Source organism: Pseudoalteromonas phenolica, assembly GCF_005876835.1.
Classification (GTDB): Bacteria; Pseudomonadota; Gammaproteobacteria; order Enterobacterales; family Alteromonadaceae; genus Pseudoalteromonas; species Pseudoalteromonas phenolica_B.
Map to the genome: position 1 here is coordinate 21,044 of NZ_PPSW01000033.1, position 18,480 is coordinate 39,523.

Below are 18,480 nucleotides of genomic sequence, written 5' to 3' on the forward strand. Positions count from 1 at the left end.
GAACTAAGCATTACACCCATACCTGTCGAGTAAGCACAAATATAGCGACTGAGGTAAATGCAATGCCGCCAAGTCGTCCGCCAAAACCACTGAATAGGCGAATACTTGAAACATAAAGCAAGGTGCCTATTAAGCAAATAAGCGATAACGCCCACAAGCTTTCTATTAATTCGACAGAGCACATACCGGTAAAACAGCCTGCATACAAGGTTGCATGGGGGTGGTGCGCGAGTTTTTCATTGCTCGGAATAAAGCTTGCGACAAATGCAGGAAGACTTGCAGCTAAAACCACAGGGAACGCAAAAAACGCGTGTAATAAAAAGCAAGTAAACGCGCCAATTGAGTAGGTGATTAATAGTGTGGAGCTAAAGTGAATTCTGTGAGAAATGAGATTTGCCTTAGTTTAGTGCGCGATGAGTGTGGAATTGAACATTTGTTAATTGGTTATTTTATCGAAAGTGACTTTAAAAATCAGCCAGATATATTTTGTTTTGCCGTGGGATAAACCCAAGCCTACGGAACTGCACGGTTTTATTGTTTAGGCGTCGATTTTTCATCGCGCTTGTTGCTATTTGTCGTGGGGTAAACCCAAGCCTACTGATTTGCATGGTTTTAGCCTGTGGGCGTCGATTTTACATCGCGCTTGTTGCCATTCTGGCGTGGTATAAACCCAAGCCTTTAGCAATAAAAACAGCTTGTTTAATACAAGCTGCTTTAATGTCATCAAAAACGCGTTTGCGAGGTATTTATAAATCAAACTTCATAAAGTTAACAATACGACCAAAGTCATTACTCGTTGAAGGGGGAGAGTCTAATTAGAATTAAAGTAACCTTTTATCTTCAATAGTACTTGCGTTGCTCGAATATCTAATATGAAATGGATAAAAGTCATATAGCAACTTAAAAACCTATAGTTTTTAAGTGAATAGCGAATAATTATATGGAACTGAATTGTAAGAATTGCCAAGCCTTGTTATCTGAAGACTCGAAGTTTTGCTCTCAATGTGGGCAAAGTATTAAATCAACTAGGCAACCACTTATTCCTTTTATAAAAGAATCTGTGCATGAATTATTAGACATTGATGGCAGGTTGTCTCGAACGCTTAAAACCCTTTGTACTAAACCGGGCTTGGCTTCATACGAGTATGAGCATGGAATGCGAGCTAAATATACGCCACCACTCAGGCTTTACTTAGTTGTCAGTGTGATCTTTTTCTTATTATTTTCGACATTTCAACAATTCTTTATTGTCGCAGAAGATCACTCAGCTTCGTCTTTAGATTTGTATTCTAAAGCGATGTTTATTTTGTTCCCTCTATTTGCTCTCTACGTAAAAGCACTTTACCCAAATAGTTACATGGTGAGTAATATTGTGTTTTCGTTACATGTTCATACCATGAGTTATTTGGTCTTGATTTTAATGGGGCCACTTGAGGTATTAGAGCAAAAGCATAGTGTTTTCCTCCTTCTGCAGGCACCTATTTTGTTATATGCATTGTGGTATTTTATAACAGCATTTAAAACCATGTATCAGGCATCATGGTGGGTCACAATTTTAAAGTCAGGTTTAATTTATTTGGTATATATGGCGACTATGGGTGTTATGTTTGATGTTGTATTGGGTAAATAAAAGTTCCTGTCTAATTTTATCTAATCAAAAATACACTTCATATACTCTAAATAAGAAGCAGGGTTCCAACACTGCTTCTTAAAGTGGCTATTTTTGAAATGATTACTTTAGAAAAGGTTACTTTAGGAAAGGTTACTTTAGAAAAGAAAATACCGTTATCTTCGATAAACCAATTTATAAAGCGCAGGTAATACGACCAAAGTCAGTAGTGTCGAGGTAATAATACCGCCGACGACGACGGTAGCCAGAGGCCTTTGTACTTCTGCTCCTGTGCCGACATTCAGCGCCATGGGCAAAAAACCGAGACTGGCGACTAGGGCGGTCATCATCACTGGGCGCAGCCTTTGTAAGGCCCCTTGCTCGATGGCTTGGTATAAGTTTAAGCCTTGCTCCCTGAGCTGCTTGATAAACGACAGCATCACCACGCCGTTTAGCACTGCGACACCTGAGAGGGCGATAAAGCCGACTGCGGCAGAAATTGAAAAAGGCATGTCTCTGAGCACTAAAGCCAACATGCCACCGGTTAACGCCAATGGCACACCACTGAAAATCACCAATGCATCCCTGATTGAATTAAACGCGCTATAAAGCAGGCCAAGTATTAATAATAAAGTCACAGGCACAACAATACTAAGTCGTTGGCTGGCCGATTCGAGTTGCTCAAAAGTTCCCCCATAATCAAGCCAATAACCTGCAGGAAGATTGAGTTCGCCATTCATAAGCGTTTTTGTTTCACTGATAAAGCTGGCTAAATCTCGTTCATCAACGTTGGCGGTGACAATCACATTGCGTTTGCCGCTTTCACGATTAATTTGATTCGGTCCTGTGGTTAACGAGATATTGGCCACTTCGCCTAATGGCACAAACGCCAGATCTGGGTTTTGACTTGCAGGCAAAGCCACAGGCAGTGATTTTAAGGCCTCTAAATCTTGCGCCCATTGTTTATCAAGCCTGACTAAGAGTTTAAAGCGTTTGTCACCTTCATAAATTAGGCCTGTTTCAACACCACCGACTGCAGCGGCGAGGGTGTCTTGAATATCACTGACGGTTAAGCCGAGTAACGCCAAATGATCACGCTGCGGTTCAACCGATAAAGTCGGTAAGCCAGCCATTTGCTCTAAACGCACATCGGTGGCACCTTTTACAGTTTTCAATAAGGCCGTGGCTTTTTCACCATATTGTTTAAGTACACTTAAGTCATCGCCATAAATGCGTAGTGCCACATCGGCGCGCACACCGGCGATTAATTCGTTAAAACGCATTTCAATGGGCTGAGTAAACTCATAGTTATTACCCGGTATGTCAGCGACTTTTGCTCTGAGTCGAGCAAGTACATCGGCTTTACTTTCATCAGGATTGGGCCATTCAGATTTAGGCTTTAAGATCATAAAGGTGTCTGCCACATTCGGCGGCATAGGATCGGTGGCAACATCAGGTGTGCCAATTTTTGAGAACACATGCGCCACTTCGGGCATGGTTTTAATGGTGCGTTCAAGGGTTAACTGCATTTCAACCGATTGCTCTAACCCTGTGCCTGTGATCCTCATCGCGTGCATGGCGATATCGCCTTCGTCGAGTTTAGGTAAAAATTCAGCCCCAAGTTTTTGTGCTTGCCAAGCGACAATTCCTACAAAAGTGAATGCCACGGCGACTAGCGCAACAGAGTGTTTCAAAGAGAAAGCGAGTAAAGGCCGGTAAATGGCTTTTGCTGAACGCATGACTCGATTTTCTTTTTCTTCAATTTTACCTTTAACAAAAATGGCAATGGCAGCTGGTACAAAAGTGATTGAGAAGATCAGCGCGCCAATTAATGCGGCAATGACGGTAAACGCCATCGGCTGGAACATCTTGCCCTCGACGCCTTCTAGAGCAAATAAGGGTAAATACACCAACATGATGATCAGCATGCCAAATGCGGCGGGATTAAAGACCTCTTTGGTACTGTGATACACAACGTCTAAGCGCTCTTGTAAGGTCAGCAAGCGGCCGTGTTGGTGTTGGGCTAATCCCAAACGGCGCAAAGCATTTTCAACAACTATTACCGCGCCGTCGACTATTAAACCAAAATCGATGGCCCCTAAGCTCATTAAGTTACCCGATACGCGATTGCTTACCATGCCCGTCATGGCAAACAACATACTCAGTGGAATAACCAGTGCCGTGATGAGTGCGCCTGTGATGTTGCCAAGTAATAAAAACAAAATCACGATGACCAACACCGCGCCCTCAAATAGGTTCTTCTCAATGGTGGCTATGGTTTTATCAACTAAGGTTGTGCGGTCGTAAACGGCTTCAACGATAACGCCGTTAGGTAAACTGCTTTGAATTGACGGCAGTTTATCGGAAACGGCTTTGGCAACCACACGACTGTTTTCGCCCATTAACATCATTGCCGTGCCGAGTACTGCTTCTTCACCGCCATAGCTGGCAGCGCCAGTTCTCAGCTCTTTGCCGTAAGAAACCGTACCGATGTCTTTAATACGAACAGGTGCATCGTCACGTCTTGCGACAACAAGTTGTTCAATGTCAGTCAGGGTTTTCAATTGCCCGGGGGAGCGAACCAAATATTGCATACCATTGCGCTCAATATAACCTGCACCGCGATTGGCATTATTTTGCTCAAGCGCATTAACCACATCAGCAATGGTGAGTTTATACGCCAGTAGCTTGCTCGGCTCTGGGGCGACTTGATATTGCTTTTCAAACCCGCCGATGCTGTTTATCTCTGTGATCCCTTTAACTTTCATCAGTTGCGGTTTGATGATCCAATCTTGCAAAGTACGAAGATCTTCTGCGCTATAAGGCGAGCCATCGGGCTTTTTGGCACTCTCTTGTGCTCTGACAATATAGGTAAATATTTCACCCAAGCCACTGGCAATAGGGCCCATACTGGGCTCTATGTTGATGGGCAACTCGCTGCGAACACTTTGTAAGCGCTCGCCAATTTGCTGTCTTGCCCAGTAAATATCGGTGCCTTCGTCAAAAATAACCGTGACTTGAGATAAACCATAACGGGATAGCGAGCGTGTTGTTTCGAGGTTTGGTAATCCTGCCATGGCATTTTCTATTAAATAGGTGATCCGTTGCTCAGTTTCTAACGGGGTGAAACCGGTGGCTTTGGTATTGATCTGCACCTGTACGTTGGTAATGTCTGGGACCGCATCAATCGATAAGCGCGTCATGTTATACACACCAAATGCGGCAACCAGCAAAGTGGCTGCCATGACTAGCCAACGACGCTTTACGGCAAAAGAAACGATAAAATCAATCATACCTGCTCCTTAATGCGCGTGGCTTGCGCCGTTTTTGAGAAGATCGGCTTTTAAGATGTAACTGTTTTCAGTGACATACTCTTCACCCTCATTTAAACCTTCAATGACCGACACCCATTCGCGATTGGCTTCTCCAAGTGTTACATGGCGCGCCTCAAAGCGATTTGCGGTTTTAACAAACACCACGTTTTCGTCTTCTAAGCTTTGAATCGCGGTTTGTTTTACTCTTAATTGGCTTGTAAGCTCTGCTGTTTTTACATCGGCTTTCACATGCATGCCCGGTCGCCAGTGTCCGTCAAGGTTGTTGATCACCACTCTTGCACGAGCGATATGTCCGCCTGTCATCATAGGGGCGATATACGAGACCTTGCCCGAGGTGTTTAAGTGTTGGTGTAAATCGTAAATATCAGCGCTTTGATCGATTTGGAGCTTTTCGATATTTTCAGGAAATGCCGACAGCTCAACCCACACTTGCTCAAGGTTAATGATGGTCAGTAAGGTTTGATCTAAGGCGAGTTGCCCTTGCGCAATTAAACGTTCCGTGACTTCACCATCGGCAGGACTTTTGATGATATAGCTTTGAAGCGTTTGGCGGTTTTGTACGTTGAGTAACGGCTGGCTTTTAGTTACTCGATCACCAATTTCTACAAATACTTTTTCAACAATGCCCTGATAAGGCGCCATGATGGTGAAAGTGTTGTCTATGGTTGGTGCAACCACGCCAAATAAGGTGTCGTGTTGGCTTATTGTGCCACTGCTCGCACGTTCAGTTTTTATGCCATTGGCTAGAATGGCTTGCTCGGTGAGCACCACCACATTTTCTTCATCATCATGTTGCGGTTGTTTCTGAGCCGAAGTTGTCTTTTCATCGTGATCATGCCCTTCGCCAGCAAAAACCATAGTGCTATGAGTCATCCCGAGCGATGAGAAAGCGAATGTTAAGGCGATAGTCGATAGTTTTAATGATTTCATAGTGTGTTGCTCCATGGTGAAGAAATTGCAGTTTGATTAGAGAGAGGTGACTGAGAATGAGCGTTATTCAGAGCTGATAGTGAGGTGTTGCCTATCAAGCGCTGTAACATCAGGTGTGAATTGAGCAGTGCGACTTGCGTGTCAATGATCGCTTGCTCGGTATTGAAACGCTCTTTTTGCGCATCTAACAGTTGCAGCACTGAGATCTGCCCAAGACGATAGCTGTCTAAACTTTGCGAGATTAAAGTTTTTGCCAAAGGGAGCAATTGGCTTTGCAACTGCAAGAGTCTGAGCTGTTGGTTTTGAGCTTGGGTGAAGGTTTGGCTGATCTGCCGTTTAAGAGATTGGCGAATTAATTGCTGCTGCTCACTTAATAAGTCGATTTGCGCACGAGCCGCTTTAATATTGCCTTGTTGCGGATTGCTGAGTTGCAGTGGCATTGCTGCTTCAAACAGCAGTGAAGCACTGTTGCTGGCATTATCAAATCTGACTCCTGTACCAAGGGTGAGATCAGCGACTGAATTAGCTGAAGCCAATTGCATAGTTGCTTGCTTAGCTAGAACTTGTTGTGAGATAAGCTGAATTTCAGGGGCCATATCAATGGTATTATGTAAGTCAGCTAAATTAGGCAAAGTCAGTTCTGTTTTCAGATTGCTGTTAACGTCTCTGGGTGTTGGCAGTAGTTTTTGAACGGTTTTGAAGTCAGTTTCACCTAACCAAAACTGGGCAAGGCGCAGTTTTGCTGTTGTAAATTCACTTTCAAGTTGCTGTTGTTCAAGCTGTAATGTTCCGTATTCAAACTGCATCCGAGCCACATCCGCATTCGATACCGCACCTGCCGCTGCGCGTTGTTTAATGGTGCTAAGTGCATCCGATACTGTACTTTGCTGTGTTTGACTTAGCGCGAGTAAGCTTTGCAAGCGCATCACCTGATAATATTGCGCGGTGGCATCAGCAAATACATCGAGTTGCGTGAGTTGGTATTCAGTCTGAAATTGCGCTAGTTTGCTATCTTGCACAGCAATACGACGCTGCTTTTTATCACCTCGTTCAAACAGTTGGCTAATAAGTAAAGTGCCTTCTATACCACTGACACCTTTTGCTTCGTTACTGCCGAATACATTTTCGAGCGAGAAGCTTAATTCTGGGTTAGGCGATAAACCCGCTTGTAAGCGATTCGCTTCGATAACTGCTGCTTTTTCTTTGTAAAGTTGCAAACTAGGGTGGCTTGCTTGTGTGCGTTTTAGCACAGTTTTTAGGCTAAGCGGCGTTTGCTCAGCCAACACAGGTTGGGGTATACAAACAGCCAAACCCATGATCAAAAATGAGATCTTTTTCATGTTTATTACTCAATTTATTAAAATTCTGGATGAAAATTAACAGTCGAGCGCACACTGGATGATAGCTAGAAGCTAGAAGCTAGAAGCTAGAAGCTAGAAGCTAGAAGCTAGAAGCAATCAGTTCAAAATTTATAAATGTGTGCGCTAGGCGTGATTGAGTAAACTCGGAGGTGGTACTAAAGGCGGGTAACTTTTGCTTTGATAAGCAGGGTTGTAACTGCTGATTTGTTCGCTATAAGCCAGCACATTTTGCACTTTAACGCTATTGCCGCTGTGACAAGTGTGGTGGTTATGAATATCAGCATGAAAGACTTGAGAGCCGTCATCGGCTTGATCGAAATGAGGCGATTTAACTAACTCATGCACATGGACAGGTTCATCATGACTATTATCGGCATGAAAAGGCGCGCGGTCACAGTTTAATAAACTGTGCAGCAAGACCAATACAAAAATGTATGCGATGCGCGATTTCAACATGACTAATCTATAAACCAATAATTTAAATGAGTTTAACTATTTAACACGAATAAAAAGTGCGTTAGTGTAAGGCCACTATAAAGCTTCCAGTAACAGGAAGGTCAATATGAAAATTGCCGAGCTTTCAAAATTAACTCAGGTGACCAGTAAAACCATTCGCTATTACGAAGAGATTGGTTTATTACCTGAGCCCGCACGTGCCGCCAATGGGTATCGCGTTTATCAGCAAGAGGATGTTGAGCGATTATCGTTTATTCGCCGTTGTAGAGATTTACAAATTCCCCTTGAAGAGATTAAAAAAGTGCTTGGTTGCGATCATGGCAATGCCTGCGAAGGGCATAATAATCATGTTGATGACATAATTGCAGCCCAGTTAGAGCGAGTTAAAAAAGCCAAAATTGAACTTGAAGCATTAGAGCAAACTCTAACTGGGTTGCTTGACGGCTGTGATGATGCAAATTCTAGTCAGTGCAATATCTTACAGAACTTGCGAGCTCACTAAGTATGCATCAGACGCATTTTCATGGTTTTACCATAAACTGGCAATCAGGTGAATTAAGCAAAAAAGGCACTGTAACCCAACTCGAACCTAGGCTGGTGGCGGTGCTTAAAGTGCTATTCGATGCCCAAGGTGAGCTAGTCAGTTACGAGCAATTGCAGCAACAAGTTTGGCAAGATGTGATTGTTGCGCCTAATGCGTTGCAACGCGTTATCGCACAACTGAGAAAGTCTCTTGGCGATACAGCCAAACAGCAGGCTATTATTAAAACGCATCCTAAACGCGGTTATAGCTTGGTTTTGGTTAGTGATAGTCTAAAAGGTGAAAAGCTTGAAATTGAGGCATTTGAAGGCGAGGCACTTGAAAAGCAAAGCGTCAAAGCGGCCCATCAAATAAAACAGAGTCGCGTGAATCAACCAATTGTTTTGTTGGCCTTTGTTTCACTCTTAATCGTCATATTTGCATCTATTCATTGGATTTATAAACCTTCTATAAAAGCAGAAGCTGTACAGACAAATTTAATCAGCTTAGATACACAAACGGAGCAATTAGCTCAGGTAATGCCGCTGTCTAAGACTGAATTTATCTTTATCGATAAACAAGCTGGCAACCAGTTAGTGCTTCACAATACACAAAACAACCAGCGAGAAGTGCTGTTAGAGAAAGTGCATGTTTATGGCCGAATGGTGTTAGCTAAAGATAAACATCAACTGTGTTTTGGCCAAATTACTGATCAAAATGGCGTTAAATGCGCCGAGTTAGTAGTGTTAGATATCAAGACTAAGGCGCTTACTCGTGTACTGCCTTGCCAAAACGATTTCAATCACACACCGCTTTTCATAAACGATGAAACACTTTTATTTATTAAAACCGACAAACAATGGCAGTCAGAGCTGATTTCGTTGGATCTTAAAACACAGCAGCAAACTAGCCTGCTTGCAGGTCAGATTGATAATGCTTTTTTATCGCCTGATAAAACTCGACTTGCTATAAAGTTTAATAATCAATTACAGATGTTTGACTTAAAAGAGCACAAGCTTGAAGCTATTAGCTTGCCTAAAAGCTTCTACCAAACCATAGGTTCGAGCAGCTTGGTTATGACATTTTCAGACAATGGCAACCTATGGGGAGCTCTAGATAAATCACTTGTAGAATACAGCCCGCAGGGAAACGTCATCAGCAACACAAACCTAGCCAGCAGTATGCAAGTGTCGGAGTTAACGTTTATTGACCAGCAGTTGTTTGCTTTACTCGGTCGAGACAATCATCAGGTTCGATTAAGCTCTGTAACACAGCTAAATGATGTCGTTGATATTGCGCCGTCGAAATTTACTGATATGCAGGGGAAATTCCGACCTGAAACAGGTGAAATCAGTGTACTCAGCAACCGAAGTGGTTCAACTCAAATTTGGCTGCAACAAGGTGAGCAACTTTTGCAATTGACTCAAGTAGGGGATGTTACAGATCACATTTGGTTAGATAAAAATCGAGTGGCTTATCTCATTGAAAATCATGCTTGGCTTTTAAACCTTGCTGATGAAAACCCTAAGCCAAAAAAGCTTCCGCTGAATGTACCAGTAAAACAATTGCTGCAAGCAACAGCCAATGCCTTATACGCACAATCTGAAACAGAATTAAACACCTCTCTCATTGCCATAGATTTAAAAACGAATAGCCTTAGCACTCTATTTGAAGGGCCTTTTCATTGGGCACAGGTGTTAGCCGACAACACCTTAATATTGAATGACAGCAGCCAACTTAAAAAAGTTGTTTCAGGTCAGGGGCAAGCAATTACAGCACTGCCAACTCTAACACTTCAGGGCCGCTATTACGTGAAAGGCAATGAGATCATCTTACAAGATAAACAGCAAAAAGTTTGGCTTTATAACCCAACATTAGAGCAAGCTGAAGTTATTGGTCGTTTTGATGAAAACAATTTGTTTATGAGTGATTTTTCGAAACAATCATTAAAAATGCTAGGCGATAATTTTGTAAAAACCAATAACGAATTGGTCATGGTTGAATTCAAGTAAGTTAAAAATAGATGGGTCGCAGATGTCAGAAAAAATTGAGCAAAGTATAGGCTGTATTGCCTTAGTGGTTGAAAACTACGATGATGCCATTGAGTTTTATACAAATAAGCTTAGATTTACCTTAGTTGAAGATACAGACTTGGGAGGCGGAAAGCGCTGGGTTCAAGTGTCGCCGCCAAACTCGAATGGCACGAATCTATTATTAGCGCAGGCGAGTTCTGATGAGCAGAAAAACGCAGTCGGTAATCAGACCGGTGGCCGAGTGTTTTTGTTTCTTCACTCTAATGACTTTTGGCGCGATTATGAGTTTATGAGAAGTAAAGGCGTGGTGTTTCATGAAGAGCCACGAGAAGAGGAATATGGCACAGTAGTGGTATTTCAAGACCTTTACGGCAACAAATGGGATTTACTACAACTTAATAAAAAATAAAGGAAAATAGAATGCTAAATGCAAGTTGTCATTGTGGGAATATTCAATTAATCATGCCGAAACCTGAGTCACTTACCAGTTGTAATTGCTCTATTTGCCATCGTTTAGCAGCCCTGTGGGGAAACTACCCTCCGCAAGAAGTTTCGCTCAATATCGGCCAAGATGGTACAGAAATTTATAGTCATGGTGATGAATACATACACTTTCATCGCTGTGGAAAATGTGGATGCACTACCCATTACACCTTGACTGAAAAAACCGGTAGAGAGAAAACCGCTGTAAATTTTCGTATGGTGGACCTTGAAGTTTCGCAAGATATTAAGGTAAGGCGTTTTGACGGTGCGGACACTTGGACGTTTATAGATGAGTAAGTTTTGATAATGTCCTATTTTGCGAGGAGAAGAGGTTGAATTTAAAAGGCATTCATCATGCGGCAATTATTTGTTCTGATTATGAAAGGTCTAAAGCTTTTTACACACAAGTTTTAGGGTTACAAGTCGTTGCAGAAAATTACCGAGCAGAGCGAGATTCTTTCAAGCTAGATTTGGCTTTGCCTGATGGCAGCCAAATTGAATTGTTTTCTTTTGTGAATGCGCCAAAAAGAGTGAGTCGCCCAGAAGCTCAAGGGTTAAGGCACTTGGCCTTTTGTGTTGATTGTATCGACACTGAAGTAAAGGCATTAGAAAACCATGGGGTTGATGTCGAGGCTATTCGTGTGGATGAATACACTGGAAAGCGGTTTACTTTTTTCCAAGACCCAGATGGTTTACCTTTAGAGTTGTATGAAGTTTAGAGGAGCCAAGATGTCTGATGCGATTTGCCCAAAGTGCCACGAAAAAATCGAGCCTTTTGCGATGTCTCTCGCTTTTTTTCCGTTCTACTTTAAGTGCAATCATTGTGGTGTGAGGCTCAAGCTTAAATCTTTGACACTTCTTTCGTCAGTACTCACTACATATTTGCTGGTTGTGGTGATGATGATTTGGCTTTTACCCGCTTTTAGAGGCTACGCGGTCTTAACGAGTGTGTTTGTCTGGCTTGTGCTTTACAATTTCATTGCGCATAAAATGCTGAGTAAAAATAACCTTGTGGTTGTTGAGTGAATTATTCTCGGCACTGTTCTATAACAATAATAAATAAGATGATGATCCAACTATTAAACAATTCTGCTTCTGAAGTTAGCCTACAAATCTATCGGGTTTTTCAAAGCTCGTACAAAATCGAAGCTGATCTAATTGGTGTTGAAAACTTTCCGCCTTTATCACGCACAGTTGAACACATACAAGCATCAACAACTGAGTTTTATGGCTTTATTGTTGAAGGTGAGCTTGCGGGTGTAATTGAAATAACCCTAAACGAGGGAGCAGTAGAGAGCATTGCAAAAAAAACTCTAGAAATAGACAGCTTAACGGTATCACCTCTGTATTTTAAACAAGGTATTGCTAGCCGATTAATTGAGTTTGTTCTTCAAAACAAAGCGTTTGAATATGCCATCGTCGAGACTGCTGCAGTCAATCAACCGGCAATTAAGTTATATGAGAAACATGGTTTTAAAGTTTTCAAGCAGTTCACACCGGCTCATGGCATTGAAAAAGTGGCGTTACAGCGAGATTAATGCACTTTGAAAATTTAGAACAAGCATTTATGTGCACAGAGCAGTCAAGTTTAATCACTTGTCAGGTTCTATAGCTTCATTTTGAATAATATAAAAACCGTCTAATTTCTCATCACCTTGGAATTTTTTACCATAATTGCCTAAATTTATTAAAGAATCGTTAATTGTTTTAGAGTAAATGCTTGGAATTTACTTTGTTTTATAACATATTGGTCGGTCCTCAACCGTGGGAACCATTTTTATGCTTAGCAATTTAACAATAAAACAAAAAATAACAGCAGGCTTTGGGGCAATCGGGATTTTGCTTTTACTGGCGTGCTCATTGGGATATATGGCGCTGTCACAGATCAGTGATGCAAATAGAAAAGTAACAGACATAACACTACCAGGGCAAAGGGCCGTTGATGAGCTTCAGCTTCAGCAATTGAGGTTAAGCAAACTCATTGCTCAAGCTTACAACTTAGAATCACCTGGTGAGGTTACTCAAGCAAAACAAAGCTTTGACAAAGCCGCATCATCGCAGCAGACGTTAGTAGTTCAACTCAAAAACAAGTTGTCATACGATCAAACTTTAAGTGGCTCAGTATCAAAGGTTGAACAAACTGTTGAGGCTATGGAGCAAGCAGGCGAAAGAATGCTTGCACTTAAAACTACATCACTCCTTGCTCAGAATGACATCTCTTCACTCCTCATAAAACTTCTTGATAGCAAAGAACAAGCAAGTTTAGCAATGCTTGATATAGAATTGCTCGAAGGGGTAAATGGTCGTCAGCTTGAAGAAATGATGGGGACTGGCGTGCGCATTGACGACATGCTGTTTACGTTAGAAAGTAACGCAAAACAGATCCCGACATTAAGCCTAACTAATATCAGCGCACACAAAGAAGATATGTCTTTTATTTTAGACAATATCAGTGACAACTTTGCTTTTCTTAAACGTCAAGCTCAAGGCGTTAATGCAGAGGAAGTATTTAACAACTTTGAAAATGCACAACGGGAGCTTGAGCGTTTACTTCGCTCACCTGGTAGTTTATACGCTCAGCTTGATAAACAACGCCAGTCTCAAGTTGATGCTACAGCCGCTTATCGTCAATCAGAACTGCACTCTGTCAATGTCATTAGCGCATTAAATGCAATACAAGATAAGACCAAAACATCGTTTGAATCGTCTCAAAAACTTACACAAGAATTGATTGCTCAAGCCCAAACCAGTGCGATTATCTTAGTGATCATCTTTGTCGGTTTAGCAGCATTTATTGCATATTCGACCAGTAAAGCCATGCTCTCCCCTTTGAAAGCTGTAAATAAAATGCTGAATTTTTTGGCCGAGGGAGATTTCTCTCGCGACATGAAAAAGCGTAATGACGACGAATTTGGTACTCTAATTGATAATATTAACAGGGTAAAAGACAGCCTTAGAAACTTACTGAATGACATAAACACCAAAGTTCACGAGCTTGATAGTGTGTCTGAAAAGTCGCTGTCTGAGAGTCGGCTAGTAGCAGATAATGCTGCATCACAAATGATCAGAATGGATGATGCAGCAAGCTTGGCGCAAAATGTATCAAGTTCAGCATCAAATGTGTCTCACAATGCGCAACAAAGCTTAGAGAGTTTACTTCAAGCCAATGAACGTAAGACAGAGGCATCAACCTTAGTGGTTGATAACCAGTCTCATATAGAGTCACTCGATGAGAAAATGTCTGAAGCGGTAGAGATGATGACCCGATTAACCTCTCATAGTAACAATATAGGGTCGATTTTAGATACCATTGTGTCGATTGCTGAGCAAACAAATCTGCTTGCCCTGAATGCTGCCATTGAAGCCGCAAGGGCGGGTGAGCAAGGTCGAGGTTTTGCGGTTGTTGCTGATGAAGTTAGAACATTGGCATCTCGTACTCAAGATTCAACCGAAGAAATCAATAAGATGATTTCAGCCTTACAGCAAGATACTAAGCAAGCTGCTAATGCGATTCATGTAGGGCAAACAGATGCATCTGTTTGTGTTGAACAAAGCCAAGCATTGGTTGCTGTAATGCAACAAATTGAAGATGCGCTAAATGAAGTGACGCATTTAAGTGAGCAAGTGACACAATCTGCGGGGCAACAAGAGGGCGATTGTCAGCGTATTGGCCATGTCATGCTAGAAGCGAAAGATACCGCAAGCGAAAATGCCAGCTCGATGAAACAAATGGCCAAAGGCAGTGAGTCATTAAGTGAATTTGCGCACAGGCTGGCTGACTCTGTAGAAAGGTTTAAGCTTTAACTGCTCAGAGATTAACAAATAAGCCGCTTTTGATAGCTGCTTTTTTATTTTAATCAGTAAACGTTTTGATTGCGCTCTTGTACTTTGAAGGTTAACTTCATAACGATTAGGTAATAATTTAAAGGTGTTGATTTGCAAAGTATAAACGCTATTTTAGTTAATTCGTTCACAATGGACGGCAAAGGCGGAAACCCAGCTGGAGTAGTACTAAACGCGGACGACTTTTCTTATGCTGAAAAACTCAAAATAGCACAAGCTGTAGGTTACTCAGAAACTGCGTTTGTCTCAAAAGATGATGAAGTGGACTTTGAAGTATCGTTTTTCACTGTTACTGATGAAGTCGATTTTTGTGGGCATGCGACGCTTGCTACTTTTTCAACTTTATTGAGCAAGAATCTAATTTCTGCAGGCAAGTATAAACAACGCACTAAAGCCGGTATTTTATCAGTTAATGTTGAAGAAGATGGTCGTGTAGTGATGGAGCAAGCTTGCCCGACTTATTTACAAACCTTCGAGTATGAAGATATCGTTGAATTAATTGGTTTACCGCTTGACGTATTATCTTCAACTCAGTTACCCATTGAAGTCATTTCCACAGGCTTACATGATGTGATTGTGCCAGTGCCTTTAGGTTGTTTAGACAAATTAGAAGTAGATAACGAGAAGCTTAGCGAGTTTTGTGAAAAGTTCGATTTAATTGGCATGCATGCTTTTGAGCTAAATGATTCTGACAGTGAATTCACTGCTAGTTGCCGAAATTTCGCGCCGCTTTTTGGTATTCCAGAAGAGTCAGCGACAGGTAGTTCAAGTGGCGCTTTGGCTTGTTATCTTGTTAAGCATGTTTTTGAAGGTGAAGAGGCATTTGATTTTGTTTTTGAACAAGGCCGCGCTATGGGTTGTGTGTCCAGGCTGAGTGCGAGTGTAAAATTAGAAAACGGCCAAGTAAGCAAAGTCGAGGTAGGTGGTGAAGCTAAAGAAATAGGCGTTTTAAAGGTAAGCTAAAAAATACCGTGGCATCACTAATGCCACGGTATTAAAAAGAGTACTTATAGTAATGATTGAAAATGCGGTAACATGCTTTGCGCTATTCGATTTTAGGCCTTCGTTTTTCAATCACCTCAGTGTTTACCCAGTAAATATTAGAGAAGCCTTCTTTTTCATAAAATCTACTTAAATAACAGGTGGTTGACACCGGATCTAACCGTATAATCAGTTCAGGTGACTTCAATTTAATTATACAGTGATTTAGTAAAGCCCGCTTGAGCGCTTTACTATCAACATTTTATTATCAAATGAGCTAATAAATAGACTTATGTATCAGCTTTGTTCTTCATTACAATCTTTATTAATTGTATAGACCATTTTATCTGCGGTTCTAATAACTTCAGCATCCTTACTCGAACTAAAACCAGTTAATAACATCGCCATAGGTGGAACAACTTTGATTTTTTGCGCACAATTCTCTTTGAATGTTAAAACATAACCAACAGGAATAGCCCCTTTTCTGTTTACCCAAATTTTTGTTTTGACATCACCTTGTTGAATATCTCCAACTGCTTCACCAAACTTCCAGTCTAAGTAATCAACAATTTTTAGAGCTGGAGCAGTAGCCAGAAATCTAACTTGACCATGTGTCATGTTTATTTGTTTTGCAACATATGCACTACTCAAAGGGTTTTCTTGCACTATTTTGCTTTGTAACCAATAGGTGTTAGTTAGCTGCGTTTTAGGTTCAATAATTGAATTACATTTTATTTGACCCGATAATAAGAAATCTTGAGTTCCTAAGTTAACCATTTGTCCAGCAACTGGCGATTTGAAACTGCCATGGATTGTTTCATCATTTTTTGAAATAACCTTATAACCATCTGGGCAGGTTTCTTCAGCTGCTTTTAACCAACTAGCGTCTACGAATGCTTTATCTTTTCCATGATATTCAACATAGTAGGTGTCTTCTTTTGGGATCACAATATATCCATAGGTTGCAGTGAGTGGTTGATAAGTAGCTGTGCAACCAGATAGAAATGTAATTAAAAAAATCGAAGTTAATCTAAGCATAATGTTTATTTTCTATTTATTATCAGACTGATGAGAGGTTAATGAGTTACAAACTTTTCAGTTCAAATACCAACACATAAGTGAACATGTCAATTTAATTATTTGTTAGAAAGCTTTGAGATTGTACCTAAAATAAATTATAAAACATAGTGTTAACATCTAGTGACAATTATTTAAGGTTATAGGAGTCTGTTTTCTATTTGAAAGTTAGGCTGCTAGGGTAGTTAAAGTAAGATATTTATTCTCACAGAGTGTTGCAAAGTGATTAGTGGTTAAGCTGGGCGGTGTTTGCCCTAAATACTTATCTGCAAGTTCTGGTTTTTCATTTTGATCATAAGCCATGTTGCTTAAAGGCAGAATCAAAATGAATAATGAGATTACAACAGTGCTTAGCTTCATATCTTTCCTATATTTTTTGCTGTTAAGCGAGTTTTAGACTCAAATGGCACAATCGAGCAGGGATCTCAGTGTGCCACTCGAAAATACGTGTGTATTTACTCAGTTAAAGTCGCGTTGTTATTGCTGTGTTTTTCTCTCAATCTTTCAATGATTTCAGCACTAGACCAATAGATGTCTATATCACTTTTTTCTCTGTCGATAGTTCGGTTAAAAAGAATGTATTTTCCATCAGGTGTAACGCTTGCGTAAAAATCACTTTCTGCTGAGTTTACTTCTGGACCCATGTTAATGGCCTTGCCCCAATCACCGTTGGCTTGCTTGAAACTAATATACAGATCTGACTTACCAAAGCCGCCTTCTCTTTCGCTATCCCAAATAATATAGCTTTCATCCGGTGCGATAAGAGGGTGAGCAGTCCATTTCCCTGTGTTAATTTGCTTTCCCATGGCTTCTGGGGCTTGGCGTTGGCCGTTAACTACTTTAGAAATACGAATGAGATCTTTGCTTTTGAAGTCATCGAATACATACGTGCCTTGTTTTGATGCTGATAGACGCATGATGCCGAATGCTTCTTTGTCGATTAATGGCCCTAAGCTTTTAAATTCAGACCAGCCTTCAGTTGTTCGCTCTCTGTACTGTTTAGCCATATACATGGTGTTACCATCTTCAGAGAATACAAATCCACCACGGCGAGGGAACTGGGTAAATTTACGCCACGTATTATTTTCTAGCTTGTAGCCAATTACTGTTGGGCTGAACTTTTTGCCCTTGCTGCCTTGCGCAAGATCAATGGTGTAATAAAACTCTTTCATACCGGGTGCGAATACACCCTGAAGCTCCCAAGCCTTTGTTGAAATAATACCTGGAGCAAAAGGCTCTGCAGTTAACCCCGGGGTTTGCTGACCCATATATGCGCCTTTAAATGTGGCGAACTCAGTCTGCTCAGCGTGTAACTGAGAAAGAGGTAATAAAGATAAAGTTAAGACTATCAATTTCTTTAACATAGTGTTTCTTCCTGTAACTAGACTTAATACAGTCAACGAGCTTTGACTTGATGATGCGATATTCCACTTTGTAAAAATAAAAAACATGAAAGAGCTATGAAATCAGTCTGACGTCTTACTGATGTTTTTTATTAGCAATAATTTCAATATATTAAAGGTTTTAGGCAGGGTTGATTTGGTTGTTCTGCAAGTTGGAAAAGTGCTGTTAATATAAATAGGTTCGGTTGAAACCAAATTAACTAGAAGTAATAGAAAGACAATTTGAGAGGGAAACTGTCTTTCACTAACTTAGTATTTGAATTTAGAGTTATACCAATCCTCTTAATTAAGTGATCTATTTTGAGGCAAGTAAAACTTGTCGATAGCTAGGCGAAAATTTTGCTATTTAGTTGTTCTAAATAAGAAATTATCAACGAAGCTAACGTCAGTTTTAGTCCCTCAAAATGATTAAGTATTATTGAGGATTGGTATTAACTTCCAGTATTAGG

At 40.9% G+C, this 18,480-nt stretch carries 17 protein-coding genes; 9 read left to right on the plus strand and 8 right to left on the minus strand.

What is annotated here, in order from left to right; genetic code table 11:
* Positions 1-10 precede the first annotated feature (10 nt).
* Positions 11-292: a hypothetical protein gene (locus tag C1E24_RS18285; protein WP_240722050.1), complete on the minus strand. Its 282-nt coding sequence runs from the start codon at positions 290-292 to the stop codon at positions 11-13.
* A 648-nt stretch (positions 293-940) separates the two neighbouring features.
* Between C1E24_RS18285 and C1E24_RS18290 the strand changes: the two genes are divergently transcribed.
* Positions 941-1,630: a DUF3667 domain-containing protein gene (locus C1E24_RS18290; protein ID WP_138483972.1), complete on the plus strand. Its 690-nt coding sequence runs from the start codon at positions 941-943 to the stop codon at positions 1,628-1,630.
* A gap of 155 nt (positions 1,631-1,785) precedes the next feature.
* Here C1E24_RS18290 and C1E24_RS18295 read toward each other — a convergent pair whose 3' ends face one another.
* From C1E24_RS18295 to C1E24_RS18310, 4 genes are all read right to left on the minus strand, one after another.
* On the minus strand, positions 1,786-4,902 hold the full coding sequence (locus C1E24_RS18295) for an efflux RND transporter permease subunit (RefSeq protein WP_138483973.1): 3,117 nt from the start codon (positions 4,900-4,902) through the stop codon (positions 1,786-1,788).
* A 9-nt stretch (positions 4,903-4,911) separates the two neighbouring features.
* Complete coding sequence (locus C1E24_RS18300) at positions 4,912-5,874, minus strand: efflux RND transporter periplasmic adaptor subunit (RefSeq protein WP_171040932.1); 963 nt, start codon at positions 5,872-5,874, stop codon at positions 4,912-4,914.
* On the minus strand, positions 5,871-7,214 hold the full coding sequence (locus C1E24_RS18305; RefSeq protein WP_138483977.1) for a TolC family protein: 1,344 nt from the start codon (positions 7,212-7,214) through the stop codon (positions 5,871-5,873). Before C1E24_RS18305 ends, C1E24_RS18300 begins: the two co-directional genes overlap by 4 nt.
* Before the next feature lie 144 nt (positions 7,215-7,358).
* Positions 7,359-7,691: a hypothetical protein gene (locus C1E24_RS18310; protein WP_138483979.1), complete on the minus strand. Its 333-nt coding sequence runs from the start codon at positions 7,689-7,691 to the stop codon at positions 7,359-7,361.
* A 106-nt stretch (positions 7,692-7,797) separates the two neighbouring features.
* Here C1E24_RS18310 and C1E24_RS18315 point away from each other — a divergent pair, with 106 nt between their 5' ends.
* The 8 genes from C1E24_RS18315 (at position 7,798) to C1E24_RS18355 (ending at position 15,533) form a co-directional block, all read left to right on the plus strand.
* Positions 7,798-8,193 (plus strand): MerR family transcriptional regulator, encoded by a 396-nt coding sequence (locus C1E24_RS18315; RefSeq protein ID WP_138483981.1) that lies wholly within the window; start codon positions 7,798-7,800, stop codon positions 8,191-8,193.
* 2 nt (positions 8,194-8,195) lie between these two features.
* Entirely contained in the window at positions 8,196-10,223 is a 2,028-nt protein-coding gene (locus C1E24_RS18320; RefSeq protein ID WP_138483982.1) for a winged helix-turn-helix domain-containing protein, read from the plus strand.
* A 22-nt stretch (positions 10,224-10,245) separates the two neighbouring features.
* Positions 10,246-10,653: a VOC family protein gene (locus C1E24_RS18325; RefSeq protein WP_138483984.1), complete on the plus strand. Its 408-nt coding sequence runs from the start codon at positions 10,246-10,248 to the stop codon at positions 10,651-10,653.
* Positions 10,654-10,664: 11 nt separating this feature from the next.
* Positions 10,665-11,024, plus strand: a complete 360-nt coding sequence (locus C1E24_RS18330; protein WP_138483986.1) for a GFA family protein — start codon at positions 10,665-10,667, stop codon at positions 11,022-11,024.
* Between the two features lie 35 nt (positions 11,025-11,059).
* Positions 11,060-11,446, plus strand: coding sequence for an SMU1112c/YaeR family gloxylase I-like metalloprotein (gene gloA2, locus C1E24_RS18335; RefSeq protein ID WP_138483988.1), 387 nt, complete (start codon positions 11,060-11,062; stop codon positions 11,444-11,446).
* Between the two features lie 345 nt (positions 11,447-11,791).
* Positions 11,792-12,265, plus strand: a complete 474-nt coding sequence (locus tag C1E24_RS18345; RefSeq protein WP_346765679.1) for a GNAT family N-acetyltransferase — start codon at positions 11,792-11,794, stop codon at positions 12,263-12,265.
* 241 nt (positions 12,266-12,506) lie between these two features.
* Complete coding sequence (locus tag C1E24_RS18350) at positions 12,507-14,531, plus strand: methyl-accepting chemotaxis protein (protein WP_138483992.1); 2,025 nt, start codon at positions 12,507-12,509, stop codon at positions 14,529-14,531.
* Between the two features lie 132 nt (positions 14,532-14,663).
* Positions 14,664-15,533 carry a PhzF family phenazine biosynthesis protein gene (locus tag C1E24_RS18355; RefSeq protein WP_240722051.1) on the plus strand — a complete coding sequence of 290 codons (870 nt, stop codon included), beginning with the start codon at positions 14,664-14,666 and terminating at the stop codon, positions 15,531-15,533.
* A 315-nt stretch (positions 15,534-15,848) separates the two neighbouring features.
* Here the strand turns inward: C1E24_RS18355 and C1E24_RS18360 are convergent, their stop codons facing one another.
* The 3 genes from C1E24_RS18360 to C1E24_RS18370 form a co-directional block, all read right to left on the minus strand.
* Positions 15,849-16,499: a hypothetical protein gene (locus C1E24_RS18360; RefSeq protein ID WP_138483994.1), complete on the minus strand. Its 651-nt coding sequence runs from the start codon at positions 16,497-16,499 to the stop codon at positions 15,849-15,851.
* A gap of 297 nt (positions 16,500-16,796) precedes the next feature.
* Positions 16,797-16,988, minus strand: coding sequence for a hypothetical protein (locus tag C1E24_RS18365; protein ID WP_138483996.1), 192 nt, complete (start codon positions 16,986-16,988; stop codon positions 16,797-16,799).
* 95 nt (positions 16,989-17,083) lie between these two features.
* Positions 17,084-17,992, minus strand: coding sequence for a PD40 domain-containing protein (locus C1E24_RS18370; RefSeq protein WP_138483998.1), 909 nt, complete (start codon positions 17,990-17,992; stop codon positions 17,084-17,086).
* Positions 17,993-18,480 lie beyond the last annotated feature (488 nt).

Excerpts from the sequence above, each read along its gene's own strand:
- C1E24_RS18290 (WP_138483972.1), top strand. The coding sequence starts at position 941 with ATGGAACTGAATTGTAAGAATTGCCAAGCCTTGTTATCTGAAGACTCG.
- C1E24_RS18295 (WP_138483973.1), bottom strand. The coding sequence starts at position 4,902 with ATGATTGATTTTATCGTTTCTTTTGCCGTAAAGCGTCGTTGGCTAGTC.
- C1E24_RS18300 (WP_171040932.1), bottom strand. The coding sequence starts at position 5,874 with ATGAAATCATTAAAACTATCGACTATCGCCTTAACATTCGCTTTCTCA.
- C1E24_RS18305 (WP_138483977.1), bottom strand. The coding sequence starts at position 7,214 with ATGAAAAAGATCTCATTTTTGATCATGGGTTTGGCTGTTTGTATACCC.
- C1E24_RS18310 (WP_138483979.1), bottom strand. The coding sequence starts at position 7,691 with ATGTTGAAATCGCGCATCGCATACATTTTTGTATTGGTCTTGCTGCAC.
- C1E24_RS18315 (WP_138483981.1), top strand. The coding sequence starts at position 7,798 with ATGAAAATTGCCGAGCTTTCAAAATTAACTCAGGTGACCAGTAAAACC.
- C1E24_RS18320 (WP_138483982.1), top strand. The coding sequence starts at position 8,196 with ATGCATCAGACGCATTTTCATGGTTTTACCATAAACTGGCAATCAGGT.
- C1E24_RS18325 (WP_138483984.1), top strand. The coding sequence starts at position 10,246 with ATGTCAGAAAAAATTGAGCAAAGTATAGGCTGTATTGCCTTAGTGGTT.
- C1E24_RS18330 (WP_138483986.1), top strand. The coding sequence starts at position 10,665 with ATGCTAAATGCAAGTTGTCATTGTGGGAATATTCAATTAATCATGCCG.
- C1E24_RS18345 (WP_346765679.1), top strand. The coding sequence starts at position 11,792 with ATGATGATCCAACTATTAAACAATTCTGCTTCTGAAGTTAGCCTACAA.
- C1E24_RS18350 (WP_138483992.1), top strand. The coding sequence starts at position 12,507 with ATGCTTAGCAATTTAACAATAAAACAAAAAATAACAGCAGGCTTTGGG.
- C1E24_RS18365 (WP_138483996.1), bottom strand. The coding sequence starts at position 16,988 with ATGAAGCTAAGCACTGTTGTAATCTCATTATTCATTTTGATTCTGCCT.
- C1E24_RS18370 (WP_138483998.1), bottom strand. The coding sequence starts at position 17,992 with ATGTTAAAGAAATTGATAGTCTTAACTTTATCTTTATTACCTCTTTCT.